This is a genomic window from Streptomyces cyaneochromogenes, from assembly GCF_003963535.1.
GTDB lineage: Bacteria > Actinomycetota > Actinomycetes > Streptomycetales > Streptomycetaceae > Streptomyces > Streptomyces shaanxiensis.
This window is the reverse complement of the sequence record NZ_CP034539.1, coordinates 7988416-8012844: the sequence shown is the minus strand read 5'-3', so window position 1 is coordinate 8012844 and position 24429 is coordinate 7988416. Positions and strand designations below refer to the sequence as shown.

The following is a 24429-nucleotide window of genomic DNA, read 5'->3' as shown; positions in this document are numbered from 1 at the left end:
GACGGGGGTGAGTCTCCTGCCGGAGCTGCGCTACCCCACCGTTGCCGAACTGGTCCGGTCCGCCCGGGCTCTGGCCGCTCACCGACCCGGCTTGTGCACGCTGAGACAGGTGGGGACCTCCCGGGGCGGCAGACCCCTCCATCTGCTGTCCATCGGCCACGCCCGCCACGCCGTCCTGGTGGTCGCGGGCGCACACGCCAACGAGCCGACAGGCAGCTCCACACTCCTCGCGGTCGCCGAGCGCGTCCTGCACGAGCGGGACCTCCGGGCCGACATCTCCTGGCACTTCCTGCTGTGCGCGGACCCGGACGGGGCGAGCCTGCACGTCACTCCGGCGCCCCGCAGCCTGTACGAGTACCACCTCGGTTTCTTCAGGCCGGCTGCCGCGGAGCAGCCGGAGTGGGCGCCGGCCGCGCTGCCGCCCGACAGGCTGCCGCCGGAGACCCGCGCGCTGACCCGGGTCATCGACGAGCTGCGCCCCTACCTCCAGGTGACCCTGCACGGCACCGATCTGGGCGGCAGCTGGGTGCAGCTGACGAAGGAGATCCCCGGGCTCGCCGAACCGTTCGCGAAGTCCGCGGCTCAGCTGCACATCCCGGTGGAGACCGGCGCTTCGGACGCGGCGGGCTGGCCCGCGGCCGGGCCCGGGGTGCATGTGATGCCGGCGCCGGGCGCGGGGGCGGCGTACCCGAGCATGCCGGACGACGCGCGCAGCAGCACCTGGTATCACGTGCACCGGTACGGCGGCCTGACCGCGGTCGTCGAGGTGCCGATGTGGGCGAGCGACCTGGTGGACGACCCGGCGCCACATCCGGATCCGGCCCGGGCGATGCGGCGGCTGGGGAGCCGGCTGCGGCGGGACGCGCTGGAGGTGGAACAGGTGCTGGCCGAGGCGCTGCCCCGCCTGAACGGCCTCGACGGGCCCCTGTTGCGGGCCTCGAAGTGGGCGCTGGAGCTGGTGCCGGGGCTGGCCGCCGACTGGATGCACACACCGCCCGCCGACGGCACCAGGGCGTACGTCGGGAGCGTGGACGCCTTCGGGCGCCGGCTCCCGCTGCGGGCGGCGGCCATGCTGCTGCGCGTCCTGCAGGAGGCCGACGACCGTGCGGCACCGCGCCTCGAACACCTCGTGGCGACCTGGAGCGACGCCTTCGCCGAACGCTTCCGCGCCCGCTGGGTACCTCTGGAGCACCAGGTCGAGCACCAGTCCCGCACGGTCGTCGCGGCGGCGTTGCACGCACGGGACCGAGCGGCGTGAGACGGAACCGCGCCGCGCGGGCAGGCCGGCGCCACGCGCGCGTGAACGCCCTCCACGCGCGCGTGCGGCCCGCCACGGCACGCGGCGACCCGGGCGGCCCCGTCGGCTCGAACGACCGTGTCAGCTGTCCAGCGTGAACAGCGACCCGGTCCGCGCGGCCAGCGCGCAGGAGTTGGAGAAGGTCTCCCGGTACTCGACGGACCGTCCGCCCCATGTCCCGCGCGCGTGGGCGGTGACGGGCGCGTAGATCATCGGGCAGAAGGTGTTCTTGGGCTGGAGCCCCTGGAGCCGGCTGACGTCGCCGTCCACCTTCGCGAGCTCGGCGCAGGCCTCGACCGCCCGGTCGTGCCCCTGGGGCGGGTCGCACGAGAGGAGGACGCCGCGGCTGTGACCGCCTTCGCCGCGGGTTCCGGCGTGTCCGCCGTCGCCACGCGTGTCGGCGCGCCCGCCGTCGCCGGGGGTGATCGTGAGGAAGAGCCAGCGGGTCGGCCCGGGCTCCAGGAGCGGGTCGTGCGCCGCCGTGGGCGCCGGAGCGGCGCCGAGGACGAGAAGGGTGGTGGCGGCCGCCAGGCCGGCCCGGACCGTCTTCGCCGCGCGGGAGTGCCCGGTGAGGTGGCGCCTCGTGAGGGATTGTGTCATTCCCGATGCATCGGCACGGCGGCACCGGCATTCCAGCCCGGCTCACCCGAACGGGAACACGCGGGCGCGTACCGGCCGGCGAGTTCGAACGTGGCGAGCACGACCCGCGACTGGTACTCCACCTGGCGGGCGACCGGTATCCAGCGCGCCCCGCAGCCGTCGCGGTAGTCCTCGCACCACTCGTCCAGCAGGCGGTCCAGTTCCGGCATCACGGCGGCCGGGTCGCGTCCGGCGGCCGTCACGAGCTGGTGCAGCAGCCCGGCCGTCCGCAGGGCGAGGCGCCGCCCGGCGATGCGCAGAGCGGCCAGATGGGCGGTGCTGAGCGGGGGAAGGGGGCGGGCGTCGCCGGGGTCCTGAAAATCGGGGTCCCAGGTGTCGGCGAGCCCCGGGCAGACCAGTAAATAGTCGTCCACCGGGGCGAGCAGCCGGGCCGTCTCGGGCCCGGCCGGCAGGTGCGGGCGCAGGCGCTCCAGCAGCCGTTGCAGCATCCCGGCGTCGTGGCGCAGGGTGTGGCTCACCATGCGCAGGACCGTTTCCTCATCAACGTGCCGGGCGCCGTCCTCCACTGCTGCCACGCCCCACATGGGGGCCTCGACGACCGCCGTGACCGTGCCGTGCCGGTGCGGATGGAACCAGGTCGACTCGACGGCCGCCTCGGTGATGGCGGCGGCCAGATCGCCCCGGCGCGGCCTGGGGATCCGGTAGACGGCGGGTCCCAGTTCCGGCCAGTACAGGGTGTCGTAGGGGCCGAGTTCGCGCGGTATGCCGAGGCGGGCGGCGGAGTGCGCGACACGCTGGGCGAGGCCGGGCAGGTCGTGGGTCAGCTCGACGAAGCCGCCGCCGACGTCGACGCCGTGCAGGGAGCACTGGAGGAAGGGCCGCAGTTCGTCCTGGAGGTCGAGCAGGGCGCGGGTCTCGGGCAGTGAGGCGGCGTCCGCGCCGTCGGGCAGCCACTCGGGCTGTTCCAGGAATCCGGGCCGGAAGAAATGCCGGAAGTAGGCGCCGAGGGCATACGGGCCGTGCAGCCAGCCCTCGTTGCGGCGCAGGCCGTCGGGGTCCAGGCACAGCAGCAGGTTCCAGGTGGCGTCGGCGCCCTCGTGCAGGCGGGGGTCGGCGAGCACCCGTTCGGCCAGCCGCAGTACGGTCGCACCGCCCACCGGCTCGTTGGCGTGCGGGCCGGCCACGACGAGCGCCTGGCGGGTGCCGTGACCGACGGACAGCAGCCACAGCGGGGTGCCCGCGCGGGACGTCCCCACACGGCGCAGCCGAGCGTCACGGGGACGGCGGGCGACGAGTGCGGCCGCCCGGGCACCCAGCTCGTCGACGGTCGGGTAGCGGAGGAGTGGCGGCAGGGCACACCTCCACAATGTGGTGCCGTCGATTCACCTGGTGTACATGGTGTACGCACAGTCAGTCACGAGTTGACGGGTACGTCAACACCACAGAGAGCAAAGGGACTTCGGTCGAGCGTCACGTGGAGCCGAGGCCGGAGCCAGGGCCGGGGCGGAGGCTGCGCTCAGCTCGCGGCGAGCCGGAACGACATCCGGCCGAAGCCCACCTGGTCGCCCTCGCGGACCACTACGGCGCCGATGACGCGTCGGCCGTTCACCGTGGTGCCGTTGGTGGAGCCGAGGTCGCGCAGGACCCATATGCCGCCCTGGTTGCTCAGTTCGGCGTGCACCCGGGAGACCGTCTCGTGGGTCAGCCGCAGACCGTTGGCGGGATCACGGCCTATGCGCAGGGGATGGCCGGACGCGGGGTGCGGCAGCAGCAGCTTGGGCAGCCGCTCGGCCTGCCATGCCCTGCGCAGTCGTACGGTGAAGCCGGAGATCGCCTCGACGGTGCCGAACACCAGGCGGGACACACGGCTCTCGACAGGGAGGTCGGCGGTGAGGACGGCGAGCTCGTCCGCGCGGCGGGCGGAGAGGGCGAGTTCCATGCGGCGCACGAACGTGTCGTGGGACAGCCGGCCCATGGCGACGCCGTCGCGGAGCACCTTCAGCGCCTTGTCGCGCTCCGCGTCGGAGAGCCGCGCGGGGTACGTGTTGAACTCGAAGGACGACGTCACGGTGCTGATTGTCGGTCAGTGAACCCCCGGTGTCCAGAAAACGCGGAAACGGCGGCCACGCGCGCGTGTCCGACGGGACCGGTCACGACACCCGCCGCAAAAGGGAAGATTCAAAAGCGGATTGATCTCGTTTGAAGCACCATGGACGGGCTACATCACGGTGAGCAGACGAAGGGGAACCGTCCGTGCAGTTCGAGGTGTGGGCACCGCAGGCCGACCGAGTGACACTCCATTGCGAGGGCGCCACGCGCGCGTTGGGGCGCGATCCCGATCGCGCGGGATGGTGGTGGGGGGAGGCGGAGGCGCGGGACGGCACGCGGTACGGCTTCGCACTCGACGACGGCCCCGTACTGCCCGACCCGCGCTCCCGCCGGCAGCCGGACGGCCCGGACGGGCTGAGCGCGGTCGTCGACCACGCGCAGTACGCGTGGCGCGGCGAGTGGGGCGGGCGTCCGCTGCCCGGCGCGGTGCTGTACGAGCTGCACGTGGGCACGTACACGCGCGAGGGCACGCTGGACGCGGCGGCCGAGCGGCTCGGGCATCTCGCCGAACTGGGGGTCACACACGTCCAGTTGATGCCCCTGAGCCCCTTTCCCGGGCGGCACGGCTGGGGCTACGAGGGCGTCTCCCTGTGGGCCGTGCACGAGCCCTACGGCGGCCCCGAGGCGCTGAAACGCTTCGTCGACCGGGCGCACGAGCTGGGCCTGGGAGTGGTACTCGACGTCGTGCACAACCACTTCGGCCCGTCCGGGAACTATCTGCCCGCCTTTGGGCCCTACCTCACGGACACGCATCAGACGCCCTGGGGCGCCGCCGTCAACCTGGACGCGCCCGGCTCGGACGAGGTCCGTGCGTATCTCGTGGAGAGCTCACTGGCCTGGCTGCGGGACTACCGGATCGACGGGCTGCGGCTGGACGCGGTGCACGCCCTGGTGGACACGCGCGCGTGCCACTTCCTGGAGGAACTTTCGACGGCCGTCGACACCCTCTCGGCCGAACTCGCCCGGCCGCTGTATCTGATCGCCGAGTCCGATCTCAACGACCCTCGGCTCATCACGGCGCGCGAGGCGGGCGGCCTCGGTCTGCACGCCCAGTGGAACGACGACTTCCACCACACCCTGCACACCGCGCTGACCGGCGAGTCCCAGGGCTACTACGCCGACTTCGCCCGCGCTCCCATGGCGGGCCTCGCCAAGACCCTCACCGACGGCTACTTCCATGACGGCACGTACTCCAGCTTCCGCGGCCGGCACCACGGGCGTCCCCTGGACCGCACGCGCGTGGCGGCGCACCGCCTCCTCGGCTACAGCCAGACCCACGACCAGGTCGGCAACCGGGCCCAGGGCGACCGCCTGGCCGCCTCCCTCTCCCCCGGCCTGTTGGCCTGCGCGGCCACGCTGACGCTGACCGCCCCGTTCACGCCGATGCTGTTCATGGGCGAGGAGTGGGCGGCGGGCACGCCCTGGCAGTTCTTCACCGACCACACCGACCCGGAGCTCGCCGACGCCGTACGGCGGGGCAGACGGCGGGAGTTCGCGGCGCACGGCTGGGCGGAGGAGGACGTGCCCGACCCGCAGGACCCGGCGACCCGGGACCGCTCCTGCCTCGACTGGTCCGAACTCGACAGCGAGCCCCACGCGCGCGTACTGGCCTGGTACCGCCGCCTCATCGCCCTGCGGCACGAGCAGCCCGACCTCACGGATCCCGACCTCGCCGACACCAAGGTGGCCTTTGACGAGCAGCAGCGCTGGCTCGCCTTCCGCCGCGGCGACGTACGGGTGGCCGTCAACCTCGCCAAGGAACCCGCGGCGATCCCGCTGGGCCCCCGCAAGGCGGCCGTACTGGCCGCGTGGGAGCCCGTGGAGGCGCCGGGCGCGGACGGGGTGCTGCATGTGCCCGGGGAGTCGGGCGTGGTGCTGTTGCAGGGATGACCCGGGAGTCCGGCATCGCGCTGTTGCCGGGCTGACCGGGGAGTCCGCCGTCGAGCTGTCGCCGCGCCGGCCGGGGAGCTGTCAGAGCTCCTCGTCCGCGTCCTCCTCCCGGTCCTCCCCGCCCTCCCTCAGCTCCGTCACGCGCTCCAGCAGGATCGCCTCCCATGCGTGGCGGAGCTGTGTCCTCAGCAGCGGCAGTGGTGTCTCGCCCTTGCCGTCGAGGCGCCCCGCGAGGTGGACGACGGCGTCGCAGCGGGCGAGCCAGAGGCCGCGCAGGCAGGGGCGGGCGCCGTAGCCGGCCAGGGTGGCGGCGCGCACCGCGGCCGGGGAGCCGACGGCGAGGGCGAGACCGGCGATGTCCTCGGCGGGGTCGCCGAGGACCGTGTCGGCCCAGCCGAGGACGCCGCGCACCCTGCCGTCGGCGCTGACGACGAGGTGGTCGCCGGTGAGGGCGTGGTGGACGAGGACCGCGGTGCCGGGCTGGGCCGCGAGTTGGACGGCGGCGGGCTGGGTGAGCTGACGCAGGCGGGCGGCGTCGAACTCGTCGGCGGCGGCGAGGCGCGCTGCGGCGGGTTCGGCGGCGCGCCGCATGGTCTCCAGGGAGCGCGGCACGGCACGCGGCACGCCGAGCGTCTCGGCCTGCCGTACGGGGACCTCTCGCAGCCCCGTGAGCAGCCCGGCCAGATCGGCCTCGCCGACCGCGGACACGTCGTGCTGGGCGCCCGCCCCGCCGGGCACCTTGTTGTCCAGGGTGTAGGTCAGCCCGGGCGCCCATTCTCCGTACGCGACGCTCGTCGGGACCGCCACCGGGACGTGCGGGCGGACGAGGTCGCGCAGGCGCAGTTCGCGGCGCTGGCGGACGGCGGCCTCCCGGTCGGGGGCGAGGCGCAGCACATGGCGGGTGCCGACCCACCAGGTGGCGGGTTCGGCGCCCGCTTCGACGGGCCGGACCTCGGGTCCGGCCGAGTCGGCCACGTTGTCCTTGAGCAGGGAACGGACCAGTCGGCGGACGGTGTCCGCGGTGGGTGTCGGTGCCTGGGTCATGGTCGCGCCGTTGTCGCTCGGGGGTCTACGGGGGCTCCTTGCTCCGGGACGGGTCGCCGGCTCAGTCCACTATGACCATCTCGCGGGTGGTGTCGTTGAGGCGCCGGCCGCCGTCCTCGGTGACCGTCACGATGTCCTCGATGCGCACTCCGAAGCGGCCGGGCAGGTAGACGCCGGGCTCCACGGAGAAGCACATGCCGGGCACCAGGGGCTGCTCCTCGCCCTCGATCATGTACGGCGGTTCGTGCGTGGTGACGCCGATGCCGTGCCCGGTGCGGTGGATGAAGTAGTCGCCGTAGCCGGCGTCCTCGATGACCGCGCGGGCGGCCCGGTCGACCTCCTGGCAGGCGGCTCCGGGCCGTACGGCGCTGAAACCCGCCTCTTGGGCCGCGCGCACCAGGTCGTGGACCCGGCGCTCCTCGTCGGTGGGTTCGCCGACGTGGACGGTGCGGGAGGTGTCGGAGCCGTAGCCGTTCTTCAGGCCGCCGAAGTCGAGGACGACCATGTCGCCGCGTTCGATCACGCGGTCGCCGACCTCGTGGTGCGGGTTGGCGCCGTTGGGACCGGAGGCGACGATGGTGAAGTCGACCTGGGAGTGGCCGAAGCGCCGCAGCAGGTGGGCGATGTCGGCCGCGACCTCGGACTCGCGGCGGCCTGCGAAGGGAACCTTCCGGATCTCCTCGAACGTTGCGTCTGCGGCCGCACCCGCGGCCGCCAAGAGCTCCAGCTCGGCGGCGTCCTTGACGGCCCGCAGCATCGGCAGGGCGTCGGTCAGGGAGGCGTACGAGGTGCCGGGCAGCTCCTTCTGGAGCGCCAGCAGATGCATCGCCCAAGCGTTGTCGCTGATGCCGAACCGGCCGCCGGCGTCCAGGAGGGAGGCGGTGGCGGCGTAGGGGTCCTGGCCGTCGGTCCAGCCGCGCAGGGCCAGGCCGGGCGCGCCGACGGCCTTGGCCGCGTCCGGGGCCTCCAGGGCGGGGACGACGAGGACGGGGTCCCGGCCGGGGACGAGGACCAGCAGGGTGAGCCGCTCGGTCTCCGCGGGGGGCGCGTAGCCGGTGAGCCACACCATGTCGGGACCGGGTGCCACCAGGAGAGCGGCCAGCCCGGCGTCCGCGGCCGTCCGCGCGGCACGTGCCATGCGGGCCCTGTAGTCGTCGGCGGTGAAGGGCGCGGGTGCGGTGCCGGTCATCCGGGCCTCCCTGGGCGCGTGAAAGGACTACGGGCAGCATCCTGCCCGTACGGAGGGGGTGGCGCGAGCCGATCGGCGGAGCTTTCGGACGGCTCGCCGGGGGGCCTGCCGGGCATGGGGTCAGGTGTCCAGTGCCATACGGACGCCGAGGAGCAGCAGCACGCCCCCGGAGACCTGTTCCAGGCGCCGGCGCACGCCCGCGCGGGACAGCAGGGTCTTCATCCGGCCGACGAACCACACGTACAGGCCGTAGTAGCCCACCTCGTAGACCGCCCACAGCGCGGCGAGCCCGACCATGGTCGGCAGGTGCGGGGCCCCTTCCGGTACGAACTGCGGGAGGAAGGACAGGGCGAAGACGGCCGCCTTGGGGTTGGCGAGGTTGAGCAGCAGCCCGCCGCGGTAGGAGGCCCAGCCGCTCCGGCCGCCGCCCTCCCATGCGACCTCCGGCGCCTCCTTGGTACGGCGTGCCTCCCGCAGCGCCTGGACGCCGAAGCCGACGAGCACCACCGCGCCGACGATCCGCATCACGTCGTACGCCACCTCGGAGGCGGTCAGCAGCGCGGTCAGGCCGAACGCGGCGACGACGCCCCAGATGAAGACACCGGTCTCGTTGCCGAGCACGGTCAGGAATCCGGAGCGCCTGCTGTGCAGGGACTGCTTGATGATCAGCACGGTGCTTGGCCCGGGCGAGGCGGCGACGAGGGTACAGGCCCCCAGGAAGGCGATGAGGCTGGTCGGCATGGGGCCATCGTGGCCCTGTCGACGGGGCGTGGCGAGTGGTTTTCGCGTCCTCGACCGGGAGTGCGGGGCGGTCAGGTGACGACGCCCGGGACCACCCTCAGCTGCTGGTAACCGCCGCTGCGGTGGCGCACGGTCAGGACGGCCTCGCGGCCCGGGCGGGCCCCGGCGACGGCTCGCGCCAGGTCGGCGGCCGAGTCGACGCGGGTCCTGTCGAACGCGAGGACCACGTCGCCTCTGACCAGGCCGGCCGCGTATCCGGGACCGGGCACGTGCACACCGACGACCAGGGCACCCGGCTTCTTGGCGTCCACGACCTGCACGCCGAGGATCGCGACGGCGGCGGGAGCCGGTGCGGCGGGCGACGGCGGGGACGGCCGGGCCGAGGAACCGGGCGGTGCGGAGGTGGCCGGGCTTCCGGGGGCGCCCCGCTCCGCCTGGTGCCGCAGCTCGGCGAGTCTGCTCATAGCGATCACCGTGGCCCCCATCGTGCCGAGTCCGACTCCGGACAGGAGCAGGACCAGCCCGGCCAGCAGCGCGACCAGCAGGGTCGTGAGCCGTCGGCCGCGTCGAGGGGGCGCGGCGTGCGGGCGCCGTGCGCCGGGGTCCGGCCTGTCGCCGTCGCCGGGCCCCTGACCTGGCATGGGCTTCGGTCGCAACACAGTCTGTTCCATCGGATCGCCTCCGCCTGGTGACTACCCTGCGCACCGGCGCACAACGAGCCACGATCGAGTGAGACTGACCGGTGGTCAAGAACGGGAAGCCACCCAGGAAGCCATGGACGTCCCGACGGAAACGGGACGTCAGGGAAGGTGGCCGGGTAGGTGGGCGGCGAGCTGGCCCCGTCTCACTCCCGTTCGGCCAGCGCCCGCGCGAGCCCCGCCGCTGCTCCCCCGAGCGTCCCCGCGTGCACCAGTTCCGTCCGGTGCACGACCCGAGGTTCCGTGACGGGTACGGCGACCGTGCCGGGCACGCCGTCGGACGCCGGGCGCGGCAGCAGGGTCAGGCCGTGACCGGCGGCGGCGAGCGCGGTGAGGGCGCGGACGTCGGTGCCCTCGTAGCGCAGGGCGGACCGGAAGCCGTGGCCGCCGTTCGCGGCGCGGAGGTGGGCGAGCGGCAGGCCTGCGTCGGGGGCGTCGAGCCAGCGGGCGTCGGCCAGGTCGGCGAGGCGCAGGGCCGTGCGCCGGGCTAGCGGATGGGTGTCGGGCAGGAGGACGCGGACGGGCTCCTCGCCCACGCCGTGCGTGGTCAGCGGTGCCACGTCGGGCAGGGGCAGCGGGTCGCTCGGGGCGGCCAGGCCGTCCACCAGGCCGAGGTCCGCCGTGCCGGTGGCGACCGCCGCGGGGATCTGGTCGCGGGCAAGCACGCGCAGGGTCACCCCGGAGGCCGGGAGCGCGGCGAGGACGCGTGGTCCGAGCGCGGTCGACGAGGCCGCGAGGGTCAGGCCGTGAGCGGGTGCGGACGCGATGCGTACGACGTCCGCGCGGGCCGCGTCCAGGCGCAGCAGCAGCGGGTCCGCGTGTTCCAGCAGCCGTGCGCCCGCCGCAGTGGGCGCGACGGGGCGGCGGGTGAGCAGCGGGGCGCCGAGGTCCTGTTCGAGCGCGGCGATGTGCTGGGAGACCGCCGACTGGGTGTAGCCCAGCTCGCGCGCTGCCTCGGAGAACGAGGCGAGGCGGGCGACGGTGACGTACGTGCGCAGCAGGTGCGGGTCCATGTCCGACAGCATCCCCTACGACATCAGCCTCGCTTATCGAGCATGCAGAAATCATCGTTGGACGTGAACTCGGGGCCGCGCCCAGGATGAGCTCATGACACACACCGCCGCTCGGACGGCCAAGCTCGCCCTGATCGGGGACCGCTCCCCCAATGTCGCCTCGCACACGCGCGTGCCGCTTCTGCTGGACGCCCTCGCCGAACGCGACCGGCTCGTCCTCGACGCCTACTGGATCCCTTCGCAGGACGCGGCGGACGACGACGCGGTGCGCGGCTTCGACGCCGTGTGGGTGCTGCCGGGCAGCCCGTACCTCAGCGAGGCGGGGGTGCTGTCCGCGATCCGCGCCGCGCGCGAGGAGGGCATCCCGTTCCTCGGCACGTGCGGCGGCTTCCAGCACGCACTCCTCGAGTACGCCCGTGCCGTGTGCGGACTGACCCGTGCCGCGCACGCCGAGAACGACCCCGACGCCGACGACTTCCTCATCGAACCCCTGGCCTGCTCGCTGGTCGGTCATGAGGCGGTGGTCCGGATCGAGCCCGGCTCGCTCGCCCAGTCGGTGATCGGATCGGAGCGAACCGTCGAACGGTACTTCTGTGCCTACGGCCCCACCCGCCACCTCGACACCCTCGGCGCGCACGGGCTGCGCTTCTCCGGGCACGACGAGGACGGCCACGTCCGGGTCGCCGAACTGCCCGGCCACCCCTTCTTCCTGGCCACGCTCTTCCAGCCGGAGCTGTCCGGTGACGGCTCGCGCCCGCACCCGGTCGTCCGGGCGCTGGCGCGAGCCGCGGTCGAGCACGCGGCGCGCAAGGCCGTCACGCGCGCGTGACGCATCCCCGGCACGGCACACGCCACGCGCGCGTACGTCAGCCCGTGTGCCCCTCCCCGTGACCGCCGTGCCCGCCGCCGTGGTCGAACTTCAGCGCCTCCGCGGGCATGACGACGAAGGGCCGCATCATGCCCATGTCCTCGTGCTCTAGCAGGTGGCAGTGGTACATGAACCGGCCGTACGCGCCGTCGAACTTCCCCATCACGCGCAGCATCTGGTTGCCGGGCACCTGGAAGACGTCCTTGTGTCCCAGCTCGTTGGGTGCGAGCGGGATCGACGTGCCGGCGTCGAACCGGATCGGGCCGCGGGTGCCGCCCACCGCCGGGTCGAAGCCCGAGACGTCGTAGGCGTCCCTGCCGAGCAGTTGGAAGTCGGCCAGGTGGATGTGCATGGGGTGGATGATGGGCGCCAGGTTGAGGAAGCTCCACTGCTCGTGGCTGCCCTCGGCGATGGTGAAGCCGAGGCCGTCGTTGAACGTCCGGGCCGTGCGCCGGTATGTCCTGGTCCTCCCGTCCGGGCCGGTGACCTGGATGACGCCCTCGGTGGGTACCTGGACGTCGCCCGGGTGCTCGACCTCCGCCATCTCCCAGATCTCCGGGTGACCGCCGGCGCCCTTCGTGGCGGGCGGGGTGAGCACGATCAGCCGGTGCCCGTGCTCGATGTCGTGCGTGAGCCGCCGGAAGGAACCGGAGAGCACCTCGGGCAGCTCGAAGGTGTCCGTCTCGCAGTTCTCCCGGATCCTGAACTCCATGACCGCCGGAAAGCGCACGTCGCCCGCCGGGTCGGGTACACCGGGCGGCTGGTTGCGGCCCTTGTTGACCAGGCGGAGCGTGCGGCCCGCGAGAGCGTGGAAGTCGACGAGCAGATCGAAGCGCTCGGCCGGCGCCGCGCTGAGCGTGGGCAGCGCGCCGTCGAAGTCGATCGGCACCGGACGCGGCAGGAGTCCGCCGTCGCTGCCGATCTGGTGCACGATGCCCGGGACCGGGTTGTCGTCCTCGTCGACCAGGACGAGGTTGTAGATACGCGCGTTGGACGCGTTGACCAGCCGGAAGCGGTACCAGGCGGCGTCCACCTCGGCGTGGGGCCAGATGCGGCCGTTGACGGTGGTGTACGGGCCGGTGAACGGGATGGAGACCGGCTTGCCCGTCTCCGGGTTCTTCGCCTGGACGATCACCGTCTTGTGCAGCAGCCGGCCGTTGAGACGGCCGTCCTCGTCGGTGTCGAGGTTGCGGTCGGCCAGCAGCAGCGGGATCTCCCGGTCCCCGCGGGGGAGATGGAGGGCGTCCTCCTCGTCGTCACGGACGAGGTAGGTGCCGTACAGGCCCGTCATCACGTTCCACCGCGTGATGTTCATGGCGTGGTCGTGGTACCACCACTGCACCGCCTGGTGGTCGTTCGGATACTCGGACAGCTGGGCGTCACCGAAGCCGACCGCGTTGTCCGCCCAGCCGTCGTTGCCGCCGCCCGTCTGGGCGCCGTGCAGATGGGTCACCGACCAGGCGGGCAGGGCGGCCACGTCCTTGTCGGGTTCCACGCCGTCGCGGCCGGGCTCGGTGGTGGACTGCGGGCGGCCGTCCGTGCGCAGCGGCACCTCCACCGAGGTCACCGGGTACTCGCCGTCCTTGGGAATGCGGTTGGTCCACGCGATGCGCACCCGCTGTCCGCGCCGCACCTCGATGGTCGGGCCCGGCACCTGGCCGTCGTACCCCCACATCAGGGTCGGCGGCAGCTGCGGGTGCAGGCGGACCCAGGTCGGGCGCAGCGCGATCTCGGTCTCACGCAGGACGTCGTCGGAGGCCGGGCGCAGGACGGGCGGGACGGGCAGCGGGGCCACGTACGGCGTGAGTTCACCGGTGTCGAGCGACCGCTCCCCCGCTTCGTTCTTCGCGTCGCTGTCCGTGAACCTCTCGATGATGTCGGTCAAGGTCGAACACCCCCGTGTGTTCTCGTCGTCTGTTCCCCTCACCCCAGAAGACTCGCGGCGCACCGCCGAAGTTCCCGGAATATCCCGTTCCGTACGGAAAGTTTCGGAAACGGCATTCGGAGGCCGGAAGTCCGTTGTCAGTGGCGGCTGTTACGTTCTGTGACATGACCGATCACGCGCTGCGGCTGCTCCGGCAGAACCCACGCCTGGCCGAACTGGCCGCCTTCCCCTTCAACTTCGACCTGGCCCGCGCCGCTGACGGCCATGTCGAGGAGGTCCGCCTCGCCTCGGGCGGGCAGCTGGAGTCGGTGGCGGGGGACGACACGGGCGGTACGTATTTCGTGTGCGCGGACGGCTCGGTGCTGTACGCCGACTCGGAGGGCAGCGCCGGGATCATCGGCTCCGGTGTCGACGAGGCGCTCGAGATCACGATCGGCCTGCCCGGCTGGCACGACTACACACGCCTGTCGCCGGACGACGGTGCGGAGAGGATCCTGGCGTGCGTCGCGGAGACCGAGGAGGAGATCCGCGAGTACCACGGCATCGACGAGGAGCGGGCCGAACTCCGCGCCGCGCTGGGCTTCCCGGAGCGCTCCCCCGTCGAGCTCGTGGGCATGCTGCATGCCGCACTCCTGCGCACCGAGCCCGACTTCGTGCTGCTCAACGCCGACGAGGGGTGCGCGTACGAGCTGCTCGGGCCGCCGGGTCCTCCGCTGTGGGAGCCGGTACTCGCGGCGGGCCGCGCCGACCTCGCGCTGCTGCGGGCGGGTGACCGCGCGGCCTGGGCCGCGGTGGCCGAGGATCCGGTACGGCGTCGACTCGCCCTGCGAGCCGCGCAGTTCGACCGGGCCGAGGGCGACCTGGAGTTGCTGCGGCATCTGCTGCGGCATGAGGCGGAGTCCTCGATGACGGACGAACTGCGGCTCGCGGCCGTACTGGTGGGGTTGCGTGGGGATGTGACGGACCTGCCCCTGCTGTACGAGGTGCGCGAGACGACCTACGACACCTGGTGCGGGCTCGGGGGAATGCCCGAACCCGGGGCGAGCGGGGACGCGTTACGGGAGTGGGCGAAGGAGCTCGACGAGTCGGCGTTCGGTACGGATCCCGCGGACGAACCGGTGGGCACATGGACCGAACTAGCCCGCAACCAGGGCATGACCGAGCTCGCCAGGGTTGCGCTGATCCGACGTCTCGACGAGATCGTCATGGATCAAAGCAGACTCCGGCGGCCCGACGCACCGCGGGAGTTGACCACCGCACCGCTTCGCGCGCTGGCGCACGACTTCGAGGGGCTCGGCGACCGCATCCAGGCACTGCGCGCCCAGCGCCTGTACGTCTCGTTGCGGGAGGGGGCGGCCCGGGTGTTGGCCTGCCTCGACCAGGCCCGCCTGGAGCGTGCCGTCGGCCAACTACCGCAGGCTGCACGGACCTTGGCCGGCCTTCGCGAAACCCTCGCGGCCTCGGAGGACGACTCCCTGCGTGACTGGCGATGCGGGAGCCTCGGCCGCTTCATGGCCAAGGAGCACTACCGGCTGACCCGCGCCCTGGCCGACGCGGGCCAACCGGAGGAGGCCCGCGCACTCCTCACGTCCGCCGAGGCGATACTCGGCGAGCTCCCGGAGGTTGCCGCGAAGACCGTACGAGAGCTCGCCGAGGAGGCAGTGGCACGAGTTTGGGAGGTCAGCTGAGGACCGGCACGGCAGGCGCGCGGCCCGGCAGGAAGCCGTGGGCGCGGCGGGCCAGGTACTCGGCCTTGTAGCGGTCGACCTGCTGATGCCAGTGCAGGATGCCCGCCAGCCAGTTCTGGAGGTCGGTCACGTAGTTGCCCATGATCTCCCGAGCCTCGTCCGTGAGATCGAAGTCCTCGTAGACGACGGGCAGTTCGTGGGCGGCCACATGCTCGAACTGCTGCATGCGCTGGGTCATCAGATCGTGCACGACCTCCAGCGCGGTGGGGTAGTCGATGCCGAAGAAGTTCTGCACGACGAGGATCGCGTTGTGGATCTCGCCCTCGTACTCGATCTCCTTCTGGTACGAGAAGACGTCGTTGATGAGGCAGGCGTAGTCGACAGCGGCGTTCTCCAGCGCGCGCACGGGCCCGCTGCGGTACACCTCCGGCGGGATGGCGGGCCCGTGGCCCATCCGGCACAGGCTGAGGGTGAGGTCGGCGCCGAAGGTGGCGCGGCGCATCTCCAGGTAGTCGACGGGGTCGGGGACGCGGTTCTGGAGCTGGTTGGACAGCTCCCACACCCAGCTCTCGGTCATGACGTCCACCGAGTCCTTGAAGGTGCGTCGCTGGTCGGGTGTCATGTCCGCCGTCGTACGCGCCCACAGGTCGATCAGGCCGCGTTCCATGCCGTTGACGGCGACGGTCACCGGCTCACCGTCGAGGGGCATGCAGTCCGACAGTCGCTGGGTGGTGAGCCGCGCGGCGGCCAGGTCGCGGCGGTTGCCGAAGACGAGGGGGTAGTAGTCGTCGCCGTAGGTGCCCCAGGCCAGCCACTGTGCGCTGAGGTCGAGGGCCTCTGGTGTCGCGTCCGGGTCGAGGCCCGCCGAGCACAGCGCGAGATCGTAGGCGGCGAGCTTGTCCTCGTCCCAGACACCCTCCTGGAGCATGCCCATGCGGTGCATCCACTCGGTCAGGCGCGGGCGAGCGTCGTTCAGATGCGGGCTGAGCTCCACCTGGAACGGCATGTAGAAGTCGGGCAGTCGCGACGGGCCGACCTTCTGGAACGGCACATGCGTGTAGGCGCGCAGGCGTTCCGCACCCGCCGAGGCGAGCAGCGCTCCGATGTCGGCGGCTGAGGTTCCGGGGCCGGTCAGGCCCCGCCAGGGGGCGGTGGACACGGCGTGCTCGTTCATGTACCGGCTGGAGCGCAGGTGCCACTCATGGCCCCCGGACTGCCAGTCCTGCAGCCCCTGGGTGTACGCCGCGACCGCCGCGACCTCCTGCGGGGTGAGCCGCTTCTCCAACGCCACGGCGGGGACTTCGGTGAGGGCGGTGTGCTCGAACTGGTGGAGCCGGGAGGTGAGGACGTCGTTGACGGTGTCGGCGGCTTCCTGGGTGGTGCAGCCGAAGAACTTCTCCAGCACCAGGACGCCGTTGCTGAGTTCGCCCTCGTCCTCGACCTCCCGCTGGTAGGAGAACAGGTCGTTGCGCAGGTGCACGGCGTCGGAGAACGTCTCCATCAGGACCCTGAGCGGCCTCGACTCGGCGACGGACGCCGGGACTTCGGCCGTCGCGTACTCCACCAGGCCCGACGACCAGGGGGCGCCGCCCACCTTGCGGCGCATCTCGATGTACTCGACGGGGTTGGCGACGCGGCCCTCGTTGATGTTGGACAGCTCCCACAGGGACTCGTTGAGGAGGTGCTCGGTGGCGACCGCGAACCGGCGGCGCCAGTCGACCGACATCGCCGGCACCGTACGCGTCCACAGGTCGGCGAGGCCCGCCTCGACCGGGTTCTGCGGCTCGGGCATCGGGGTCGACAGGTCCATCGGCATGAACAGCGGGAGCCGGTCCAGATAGGCCTTGCCGCCGGCGCGGTCCTGGGTGCGCTTGAAGATCTCCAGGAAGTGGTCGTCGAAGAAGAAGACCCACACGTACCAGTCGGTGATGAGGGAGAGGGCGTCGGCTTCGCACTCGGGGTGGGTGTAGGCGCAGAGCAGTCCGTAGTCGTGCGCGTCGAGGTCCGCCTGCTCCCAGACCCCGGATCCCTCCAGCATGCCCATCTCGCGCGCCCACTCGGTCGAATGGGCACGCGCCTCGTCGACATGTGGGTTGAGCCGCGCGGGATACGGCATGTAGAAGTGCGGGAGTTCGAAGGGCTGCTGCGTCATGGCCCGGCCCTACCCCCGCGTCCCAACAGGCATCCGCGGCGCGGCACATGATCACACCATCGCGTGAATCGCGGGTGAATCCGGGAGTTCTCGCCGGGCCTTGTGGCGTTCATCTCTACGCGCGCAGACTTTTCGAGCTTCATGTGTCCCCCGTGTCCCCCTCCCTCCCCGGAGTCGCGATGAACCACACCGCATCTCTCTCCCGGTCTCTCTCCCGCCGCACCGCGCTGGCCTCCCTCGCCGGGGCGGCGCTGGCCACGACCGCGGCGTTCCCGGCCACGGCGGCCGAGCGGCACGGCAGCCGGTCCGTACGGTTCGCCACCTTCAACGCCTCCCTGAACCGCTCCGCCCAGGGCGCGCTGATCACCGACCTGTCCACGCCGGACAACGCCCAGGCGCGCAACGCCGCCGAGACCATCCAGCGGGTCGACCCGGACATCGTGCTGATCAACGAGTTCGACTACGACGAGCAGGGCAGAGCCGTCCGCCTGTTCCTGCGCAACTACCTGTCCGTCGGCCACAACGGGGCCAAGCCGGTCCGCTACCCGTACCACTTCACCGGCCCGGTGAACACGGGCGTCGCCACCGGGGTGGACCTCGACGGGAGGAACGGCGCCGTCACGACGCCCGGTTCGGACGCGTACGGGCAGGACGCCTTCGGCTACGGCTGGTTCCCGGGGCAGTACGGCATGGTCGTCCTGTCGAAGTACCCGATCGACACGCGCGCGGTGCGCACCTTCCAGCGCTTCCTGTGGAGGGACATGCCGGGCCACATCATGCCCCCGGGCTACTACAGCGACGAGGCGCGCGCGATCCTGCGGCTGTCGTCGAAGAGCCACTGGGACGTGCCGGTGCGCATCGGGCACTCCACCGTGCACTTCCTGGTCTCGCACCCGACGCCGCCCACCTTCGACGGCACCGAGGACCGCAACGGACGGCGCAACCACGACGAGATCCGGCTCTGGGCCGACTACATCGGCGGGCGCCGGCGCAGCTCCTACCTCTACGACGACAAGGGCGTGTACGGCGGACTGCGGCCCGGGGCGCGGTTCGTGATCGCCGGTGACAACAACGCCGACCCGTACGACGGCGACAGCTTCGACCACGCCATCCGGCAGCTGCTCGACCATCCCGCGGTGAACCTCCCGGCCAACCCGCCGTCCAGCGCGGGCGGCGTGGAGGCCGCGAGGCTCCAGGGCGGTGCCAACGCCTCGCACACCGGCAACCCGGCGTACGACACCTCCGACTTCGGCGACACCGCCCCCGGGAACCTGCGCGTCGACTACGTCCTTCCGTCCAAGGGCCTGATACCGGGCGCGAACGGCGTCTTCTGGCCGACGTCCGACGACCCCCTGTACCGCCTGGTCGGGGACGGGAAGACGGTGCCGACGTCCGACCACCGGCTGGTGTGGCAGGACGTGCGCCTGGGCTGACGGCCTACCGTTTGCGCACCGCCCGCCCCACCTCCGACCTCAGCGCGACGAACTCAGCCAGGCCCCGGGTGGTGATCTGGTCCCGGCTGCCGGGGAGTTCGACCGGGAGGTCCAGGACGACCTTGGCGCCGGGCCCCTGGGAGAGGACGACGACGCGGTCGCCCAGGTACACGCTCTCGTCGATGTCGTGGGTGACGAAGACGATCGTCACGCCGTCCGTGCGGTGGACCTCCAGAAGGAGGTCCTCCAGGTCCTCGCGGGTCTGGGCGTCCAGGGAGCCGAAGGGTTCGTCCATGAGGAGCAGGGAGGGGCGGCAGACCAGGGCGCGGGCGATCGCCACCCGTTGCTGCATGCCGCCCGAGAGCTGCCAGGGATGGCGGCGGGCGGTGTCGGTGAGGCCGACCTGGGCCAGGATGCGGTCGGCCTCGGCCCGGCGTTCCGCTCTCGGCAGGCCCCTGCGGCGCAGCGGCAGCGCCACGTTCTCGCGGACCGTGAGCCAGGGGTAGAGGGAGCGGGCGTAGTCCTGGAAGACGACGGCCAGGTTGTCGGGGACGCCCCGCACGGGTGCGCCGTCCAGCGTGATCGTGCCGTCGTACGCCGGCAGCAGGCCCGCGACGGTGCGCAGCAACGTGGACTTCCCGCAGCCGGACGGGCCCACGACGCACAGGAGTTGGCCGCCCGGCACGGTGAGGGTGATGTCGTGCAGTACCTGGTGGTCGCCGTAGTGCTGGCCGACCGTGTCTAGGCGGAGCATGGCTGTCCCTGGACGGAGGTGGTTGGGGGCGTTCGGGTCATACGGTTGGGGTCCTCCCTCTGCCGACGAGCCGTTTCTCGACGGCCAGCAGGCCGGTGTTGAGGAGGTAGCCGAGGGCGCCGAGCAGGACCAGTGCCGCCCAGACGGTGAGCAGGTCGGAGCGGGACTGGGCGTCGGTGAGCGTGAAGCCGATGCCGTTCGCGGTGCCCGGCAGCAGCTCCGAGAACACCATGAGGATGAGGGAGAGCGAGAGGCTCAGACGGAGACCGGCGAAGATGCGGGGCAGCGCCGAGGGCAGGACGAGGAAGCCGAGCCGTTCGGCCGGGGTGAGGCGGAGGACCGCCGCGACCTCGAGACGGAGCGGGTCGGTGTCGCGGGCGCCTTCCGCGGTGTTGATCAGCACCGGCCAGACGGCGCTGAAGACGATCGACGCGATCTGCATCGGCGTACCGAAGTCGAAGATCACGACGAAGACGGGGACCAGGGCGGGCGGCGGGACGGCGCGGGCGAACTGCAGGACGGGGTTGCAGAGGGCGTACGCGCGTCGCGAGCGGCCGACCGCGACGCCGAGTGCGATGCCGACGACCGCGGCGAGCGCGAACCCGGCGGTCATCCGGCCGAGGCTGGGCAGGATGTCGGCGACGGCGGCATCGGTGAGGAAGACGTGCCGGGCGGGGCCCGAGAACCACAGGGCGTGGGCATGGCGCGCGATCTCGGCGGGCGGCGGGAAGTAGACACTCCCGTGCGCCCGGGCGACCAACTGCCAGACGGCCACGGCGAGCGCGAGGACGATCCAGCGGAGGAGGGCGTGGCGTACGACGGCGGGGGCGCGGGGACGGCGCGGAACGGACGCGGATCCGGCGGATCGGGCGGATCGGGTGGATCGGGATGCGCCGCCGCCAGGCTGCTTCATTCAGCGCTCCTCACGGCACGGCGCGGAGAGCCAGGACTGGGCGCGGCACGCATCGGTACGGAAGCCGGCGGGCGTGTCACAGGCACGGAGCCCGGGACCGTCCGTCGGCACGCCGGCCGCGCCCGCCCCGTCACCCCACACCCCGCCGCCCCGGCGTCCAGGGAAACAACCGCCGCTCCCCCCACACCAGCACCCCATTGATGACCAGCCCCAGAACCCCCGCCCACACCACCCCCGCCAGCACATCCCGCGTCCCGTCCGTGGCCAGCCCGGCCTGGGCGATGAAGATGCCGAGTCCCTCGCCGAAGCCGGAGAGGATCTCCGTGGCGACGGCCAGGATGAGGGCGACGGCGGCCGAGATGCGGATGCCCGCGGCGATGAAGGGGGCCGTGCCCGGTAGTTCGACGCGGAGGAGGACGGAGAGGCGGCCGAAACCGAAGGCGCGCAGGGTCTCCTTGGCGAGGGGGTCGCTCTCGCCGAGGCCGTAGACGGTGTTGAAGAGGATCGGCCAGACGGACGCGTACGTCACCAGCGCGACCTTGGTCTCGGTCCCCGACCCGAGGAGCAGGGAGACCAACGGGATCAGCGCGACGGACGGCAGCGGCCGCAGGAACTCGACGATCGCGCGCGCCGCGGCATCGACGACCGGAACACTCCCGAGCACCAGACCGACCGGGACGGCGATGGCGCACGCCAGGGCGAGACCGAGCGCCCAGGCACGCAACGTCGCGGCGATGCCGTCCAGGAACACCGGGTCACCCGCCAACTCCATGGCTCGGGCGAGCACTTCGGAGGCGGGCGGCAGATAGCTGCGCCGCACCACACCCGCACGGGAGACGGCCTCGCAGGCACCGAAGGCCAGCAGCACCCCCGAAGCACCCAGCAACAGCTGCTCCTGACGGCCCTTCACGTCACGTCACTCGACCATCAGCGTCGCCGGATCGATCGGCTTCTTCAGCATCCCCTGCTTCTCCATGAGGTCGGTCAGCCGCTTGAGCTGCACGGCGTCCATCGTGGGCGGATAGACGGGCAGATCGATCGCCTCGGCCTGCTTCGCGGTCACCTTGGTGTACGTCGGCAGGGTGTCGCGCACGACGGAGGGGTCCTCCTCGGCGATCCGCACGGCCGCCTTGACGGCCCGCTGGAACGCGGCCAGCGTCTTGCCGTTCCCCTCGACGTACTTGCTCGTGCTGACGTACCCGCTGAGCGGAATGGCCTCCACCGGCGCGGACGAGCCGTCGGCGATGACCCTGGCCTTCAGCTCGTCCTGGATGGCGCTGTCGTAAGGCTCGACCGCGTGCACGGCGTCGACCTGCCCCTTGTCCAGGGCGGCGCCCATCTGCGGGAAGGGAATGGCCCGGTAGACGGGGGAGCCGACGCCCTGTTTCGCGAGGATCTCGTCGAAGGTGAGCGACTGGACGTTGTTGAGGGTGTTGACCGCGAGCTTCTTGCCCTCCAGGTCGGCGACGGTCTTGATGTCCGAGTCCTCGGGCACCAGGACCTCCATCATGCGCGGCGCGGCCCTGATCGCCTCGGCGACGATCCGCATGTCGAGGGTGCCCTTCTCGTGGGCCTGCAGATAGGTCACGTAGTTCGCGCTCGCGACCATGTCGATCTGCCCCTTGGCCAGGGCCGGCAGCGCCTGGAGGCTCTGCTGGACCTGCTGGATACGGACGTCGAGGCCCTCCTTCTCGAACAGGCCGCGATCCCGCGCGATGTAGAGGGCGACGCAGTCGATCAGCGGCAAGGCGGCCACAGTGACGGTCTCGCGTCCCCCGGCCCCGGACGAGGAGCCCCCGTCGTCGCCGCAGGCCGTGAGGGCCACCAGCATGAGGGTGGCCGCGGCGGCCGCCGCTGCCCTCGTTCCCGAGCGCAATTGACGTAACGGCATGGCGACATGACTACCAAGAATTTGTCATGATCACCACAGCGCCATACAAGACACGTGAACGACGAACAACGACAGCCGGCACCCCTGAACCGCGACAGTCGGCACCTGAACCGCGATAGTCGGCACCTGAACCGCGCCAGTCAGCACACCGACCCGGACGAGTCCATCTGTCGGTCTTCACCGATATGCGCCACCTTGGTCGCATGACCTCCTTCACGCTCCCTCACGAGCTGCACGGCGACGGCGCCCACAAGGTGTTCGCCGTGCACGGCTGGTTCGCCGACCGTTCCGCCTACGCGGGCGTCCTCCCCGACCTCGACCGTACGGAGTTCACCTACGCCCTCGTCGATCTGCGCGGCTACGGTCGGGCCAAGGACGCCGTGGGCGCGTACACGACGTCCGAGGCGGCCCTCGACCTCGTCGAACTGGCCGACCGGCTCGGCTGGGATCGCTTCTCGGTGGTCGGGCACTCGATGGGCGGCGCGGTCGGACAGCGCCTCCTCGCCGTCGCACCGCACCGGCTGCGCCGACTGGTCGGCGTCTCTCCGGTTCCGGCCTCCGGGCTCGCGCTGCCGCCCGAGCAGTGGGAGCTGTTCGCGGACGCGGCGCACAAGCCGGAAAACCGGCGGGCCATCATCGACATCACCACCGGTGGCCGCCGTCCGGCCGCCTGGCTCGACCGCATGGTCGCCCGTTCGCTCGTGGTCAGCGACCGGAAGGCGTTCCGCGCCTGGCTGGACTCCTGGGCCGGGGAGGACTTCCACACCCGGGTCGAGGGCTCCCTGGTCCCCGCGCTCGCCGTGACCGGCGCCCTCGACCCGGCCCTGTCCGCCGCCCTCCTCCGACAGACGTGGATGACCTGGTATCCCCGCGCCGAGCTCCACGAGCTCCCTGCCGCCGGCCACTACCCGATGGACGAGACCCCGCTGGAACTGATCCGGGTGACGGAGGACTTCCTGCGCGCCGACGAGGGCGAGCAGGCGTGACCGTCCACCACGCACCCCCCGTCCCCGACGTCTTCGACCCCCGCCGGTACGCCACCGGCATCCCGTACGACGCCTACCGCGTCCTGCGCGACCACCACCCCGTGGCCCGGCAGCACGAGCCCGAGGTGCTGGGCTGGCCCGCCGGGCCCGGGTTCTGGGCGGTGACCCGGCACGCGGACGTGGTGCGGGTGCTCAAGGACTCGGAGACGTACTCCTCGCATATCGGCGCGACCCAGATCCGTGACCCCGACCCGGACGACCTGCCGTTCATCCGGCGCATGATGCTCAACCAGGACCCGCCGGGGCACGGGCGTCTGAGACGGCTGGTCAGCCGGGCCTTCACCCCCGGACGCATCGAACGCTTCGCCAGGCTCGCCGAGGACCGTGCCCGCACGCTCCTCACGCACGCCCTGGACGAGGCCCGCGCCTCGGACGGCGCCGTCGACCTGGTCACCACCGTCACCGACGACTACGCCCTGCTCAATCTCGCCGACCTGCTCGGCGTGCCGGAGGCCGACCGCAGGCTGCTGCTGCACTGGACGCAGCGGGTCATCGGCTACCAGGACCCCGACGAGGCGGGTCCGCAGGTGCTGGACCCGGCGGGCAAGCCCGTCAATCCGCGGTCGCCCGCGATGCTGCGGGACATGTTCGGGTACGCCCGGCAACTGGCCGCGCACAAGCGGCGCTACCCCGACGACGACGTCATGACGACGCTCGCCCACGACGCCGAACTCTCCGGGGCCGAGCTGGAGATGTTCTTCTTCCTGCTCACCGTCGCGGGCAACGACACCGTCCGCAGTGCGGCACCCGGCGGACTGCTCACCCTCGCCGAGCACCCGCAGGCGTACGCCCGCCTGCGCGACGGACGCGCCGAACTCCCCTCGGCGATCGACGAGTTGCTCCGCTGGCATCCTCCGGTCCTCACCTTCCGCCGCACCGCCGCGCAGGACACCGAGCTCGCCGGACGCCGCATCCGCGCGGGCGACAAGGTGGTCGTCTTCCACGCCTCCGCCAACCGCGACGAACGGGTCTTCACCGATCCGGACCGACTGGACCTGTCCCGCGCGCCGAACCCGCACGTCTCCTTCGGCGACGGTCCGCACGTCTGCCTGGGCGCGCACTTCGCCCGGCTCCAGCTGCGCGTGCTCTATCGGGAGACCCTGCGGGCACTACCCGAGCTGCGCACGGCGGGCACGCCCAAGCGCCTGGTGTCGAACTTCATCAACGGCATGAAGTCGCTGCCGTTGCGGATCGGTTGACGGTGACCCGGTGCGGTCG

The 24429-nt window shown here is 72.1% G+C and carries 21 protein-coding genes; 7 read left to right on the top strand and 14 right to left on the bottom strand.

Going from position 1 to position 24429, the window contains the following annotated elements; all coding sequences use genetic code 11:
• The first annotated feature begins 7 nt into the window (after window positions 1-7).
• A complete protein-coding gene (locus EJ357_RS36275; RefSeq protein ID WP_126395901.1) occupies window positions 8-1258 on the top strand; it encodes a M14 family zinc carboxypeptidase in 1251 nt (416 codons plus the stop codon).
• A gap of 120 nt (window positions 1259-1378) precedes the next feature.
• Here the strand turns inward: EJ357_RS36275 and EJ357_RS36270 are convergent, their stop codons facing one another.
• From EJ357_RS36270 to EJ357_RS36260, 3 genes are all read right to left on the bottom strand, one after another.
• Complete coding sequence (locus EJ357_RS36270) at window positions 1379-1897, bottom strand: SSI family serine proteinase inhibitor (protein WP_126395900.1); 519 nt, start codon at window positions 1895-1897, stop codon at window positions 1379-1381.
• Entirely contained in the window at window positions 1894-3264 is a 1371-nt protein-coding gene (locus EJ357_RS36265) for a M14 family zinc carboxypeptidase (RefSeq protein ID WP_126395899.1), read from the bottom strand. Before EJ357_RS36265 ends, EJ357_RS36270 begins: the two co-directional genes overlap by 4 nt.
• 149 nt (window positions 3265-3413) lie before the next feature.
• Entirely contained in the window at window positions 3414-3965 is a 552-nt protein-coding gene (locus tag EJ357_RS36260; RefSeq protein ID WP_126395898.1) for a DUF1707 and FHA domain-containing protein, read from the bottom strand.
• 185 nt (window positions 3966-4150) lie between these two features.
• Here EJ357_RS36260 and treZ point away from each other — a divergent pair, with 185 nt between their 5' ends.
• A complete protein-coding gene (gene treZ / locus EJ357_RS36255; protein WP_126395897.1) occupies window positions 4151-5896 on the top strand; it encodes a malto-oligosyltrehalose trehalohydrolase in 1746 nt (581 codons plus the stop codon).
• 81 nt (window positions 5897-5977) lie between these two features.
• On the opposite strand, the gene EJ357_RS36250 is transcribed toward treZ, so the two are convergent.
• The 5 genes from EJ357_RS36250 to EJ357_RS36230 all read right to left on the bottom strand — a co-directional run bounded on the left by EJ357_RS36250 (window position 5978) and on the right by EJ357_RS36230 (window position 10581).
• A complete protein-coding gene (locus tag EJ357_RS36250) occupies window positions 5978-6940 on the bottom strand; it encodes a phosphotransferase family protein (protein ID WP_126395896.1) in 963 nt (320 codons plus the stop codon).
• Between the two features lie 61 nt (window positions 6941-7001).
• Window positions 7002-8129, bottom strand: a complete 1128-nt coding sequence (locus EJ357_RS36245) for an aminopeptidase P family protein (RefSeq protein WP_126395895.1) — start codon at window positions 8127-8129, stop codon at window positions 7002-7004.
• A 120-nt stretch (window positions 8130-8249) separates the two neighbouring features.
• The gene (locus tag EJ357_RS36240; RefSeq protein ID WP_126395894.1) at window positions 8250-8870 is read right to left on the bottom strand and encodes a LysE family translocator; all 621 of its coding nucleotides are present in this window, start codon (window positions 8868-8870) and stop codon (window positions 8250-8252) included.
• A 71-nt stretch (window positions 8871-8941) separates the two neighbouring features.
• Entirely contained in the window at window positions 8942-9541 is a 600-nt protein-coding gene (locus EJ357_RS36235; protein ID WP_126395893.1) for a PDZ domain-containing protein, read from the bottom strand.
• A 173-nt stretch (window positions 9542-9714) separates the two neighbouring features.
• Window positions 9715-10581 (bottom strand): LysR family transcriptional regulator, encoded by an 867-nt coding sequence (locus tag EJ357_RS36230; RefSeq protein WP_126395892.1) that lies wholly within the window; start codon window positions 10579-10581, stop codon window positions 9715-9717.
• A 94-nt stretch (window positions 10582-10675) separates the two neighbouring features.
• On the opposite strand from EJ357_RS36230, the gene EJ357_RS36225 reads away from it, so the two are divergent.
• Window positions 10676-11410 (top strand): CTP synthase C-terminal region-related (seleno)protein, encoded by a 735-nt coding sequence (locus EJ357_RS36225; protein WP_126395891.1) that lies wholly within the window; start codon window positions 10676-10678, stop codon window positions 11408-11410.
• A gap of 37 nt (window positions 11411-11447) precedes the next feature.
• On the opposite strand, the gene phsA is transcribed toward EJ357_RS36225, so the two are convergent.
• Window positions 11448-13334: an O-aminophenol oxidase PhsA gene (phsA, locus tag EJ357_RS36220; RefSeq protein ID WP_126395890.1), complete on the bottom strand. Its 1887-nt coding sequence runs from the start codon at window positions 13332-13334 to the stop codon at window positions 11448-11450.
• Window positions 13335-13498: 164 nt separating this feature from the next.
• On the opposite strand from phsA, the gene EJ357_RS36215 reads away from it, so the two are divergent.
• Window positions 13499-15022, top strand: coding sequence for a hypothetical protein (locus EJ357_RS36215; protein ID WP_126395889.1), 1524 nt, complete (start codon window positions 13499-13501; stop codon window positions 15020-15022).
• Here the strand turns inward: EJ357_RS36215 and cyc2 are convergent.
• Entirely contained in the window at window positions 15015-17174 is a 2160-nt protein-coding gene (cyc2, locus tag EJ357_RS36210; protein ID WP_126395888.1) for a germacradienol/geosmin synthase Cyc2, read from the bottom strand. The genes EJ357_RS36215 and cyc2 overlap by 8 nt on opposite strands.
• Window positions 17175-17353: 179 nt before the next feature.
• On the opposite strand from cyc2, the gene EJ357_RS36205 reads away from it, so the two are divergent.
• On the top strand, window positions 17354-18607 hold the full coding sequence (locus tag EJ357_RS36205; RefSeq protein WP_126395887.1) for an endonuclease/exonuclease/phosphatase family protein: 1254 nt from the start codon (window positions 17354-17356) through the stop codon (window positions 18605-18607).
• A gap of 4 nt (window positions 18608-18611) precedes the next feature.
• Here EJ357_RS36205 and EJ357_RS36200 read toward each other — a convergent pair whose 3' ends face one another.
• From EJ357_RS36200 to EJ357_RS36185, 4 genes are all read right to left on the bottom strand, one after another.
• Window positions 18612-19361 carry an ABC transporter ATP-binding protein gene (locus EJ357_RS36200; RefSeq protein WP_126395886.1) on the bottom strand — a complete coding sequence of 250 codons (750 nt, stop codon included), beginning with the start codon at window positions 19359-19361 and terminating at the stop codon, window positions 18612-18614.
• A gap of 37 nt (window positions 19362-19398) precedes the next feature.
• Window positions 19399-20274, bottom strand: coding sequence for an ABC transporter permease (locus EJ357_RS36195; protein ID WP_126395885.1), 876 nt, complete (start codon window positions 20272-20274; stop codon window positions 19399-19401).
• 130 nt (window positions 20275-20404) lie between these two features.
• Entirely contained in the window at window positions 20405-21184 is a 780-nt protein-coding gene (locus EJ357_RS36190) for an ABC transporter permease (protein ID WP_126395884.1), read from the bottom strand.
• A gap of 6 nt (window positions 21185-21190) precedes the next feature.
• Window positions 21191-22165: an ABC transporter substrate-binding protein gene (locus EJ357_RS36185; RefSeq protein ID WP_126395883.1), complete on the bottom strand. Its 975-nt coding sequence runs from the start codon at window positions 22163-22165 to the stop codon at window positions 21191-21193.
• A gap of 203 nt (window positions 22166-22368) precedes the next feature.
• On the opposite strand from EJ357_RS36185, the gene EJ357_RS36180 reads away from it, so the two are divergent.
• The gene (locus tag EJ357_RS36180; protein WP_126395882.1) at window positions 22369-23151 is read left to right on the top strand and encodes an alpha/beta fold hydrolase; all 783 of its coding nucleotides are present in this window, start codon (window positions 22369-22371) and stop codon (window positions 23149-23151) included.
• Window positions 23148-24410, top strand: coding sequence for a cytochrome P450 (locus EJ357_RS36175; RefSeq protein ID WP_126395881.1), 1263 nt, complete (start codon window positions 23148-23150; stop codon window positions 24408-24410). Before EJ357_RS36180 ends, EJ357_RS36175 begins: the two co-directional genes overlap by 4 nt.
• Window positions 24411-24429: the final 19 nt, after the last annotated feature.

Bases quoted from the DNA above. Each gene is read 5' to 3' on its own strand.
- EJ357_RS36250 (WP_126395896.1), bottom strand. From the start codon at position 6,940: ATGACCCAGGCACCGACACCCACCGCGGACACCGTCCGCCGACTGGTC.
- EJ357_RS36180 (WP_126395882.1), top strand. From the start codon at position 22,369: ATGACCTCCTTCACGCTCCCTCACGAGCTGCACGGCGACGGCGCCCAC.
- EJ357_RS36230 (WP_126395892.1), bottom strand. From the start codon at position 10,581: ATGGACCCGCACCTGCTGCGCACGTACGTCACCGTCGCCCGCCTCGCC.
- EJ357_RS36240 (WP_126395894.1), bottom strand. From the start codon at position 8,870: ATGCCGACCAGCCTCATCGCCTTCCTGGGGGCCTGTACCCTCGTCGCC.
- EJ357_RS36235 (WP_126395893.1), bottom strand. From the start codon at position 9,541: ATGGAACAGACTGTGTTGCGACCGAAGCCCATGCCAGGTCAGGGGCCC.
- cyc2 (WP_126395888.1), bottom strand. From the start codon at position 17,174: ATGACGCAGCAGCCCTTCGAACTCCCGCACTTCTACATGCCGTATCCC.
- EJ357_RS36225 (WP_126395891.1), top strand. From the start codon at position 10,676: ATGACACACACCGCCGCTCGGACGGCCAAGCTCGCCCTGATCGGGGAC.
- EJ357_RS36185 (WP_126395883.1), bottom strand. From the start codon at position 22,165: ATGCCGTTACGTCAATTGCGCTCGGGAACGAGGGCAGCGGCGGCCGCC.
- EJ357_RS36270 (WP_126395900.1), bottom strand. From the start codon at position 1,897: ATGACACAATCCCTCACGAGGCGCCACCTCACCGGGCACTCCCGCGCG.
- EJ357_RS36205 (WP_126395887.1), top strand. From the start codon at position 17,354: ATGAACCACACCGCATCTCTCTCCCGGTCTCTCTCCCGCCGCACCGCG.
- EJ357_RS36245 (WP_126395895.1), bottom strand. From the start codon at position 8,129: ATGACCGGCACCGCACCCGCGCCCTTCACCGCCGACGACTACAGGGCC.
- EJ357_RS36215 (WP_126395889.1), top strand. From the start codon at position 13,499: ATGACCGATCACGCGCTGCGGCTGCTCCGGCAGAACCCACGCCTGGCC.
- EJ357_RS36195 (WP_126395885.1), bottom strand. From the start codon at position 20,274: ATGAAGCAGCCTGGCGGCGGCGCATCCCGATCCACCCGATCCGCCCGA.
- EJ357_RS36200 (WP_126395886.1), bottom strand. From the start codon at position 19,361: ATGCTCCGCCTAGACACGGTCGGCCAGCACTACGGCGACCACCAGGTA.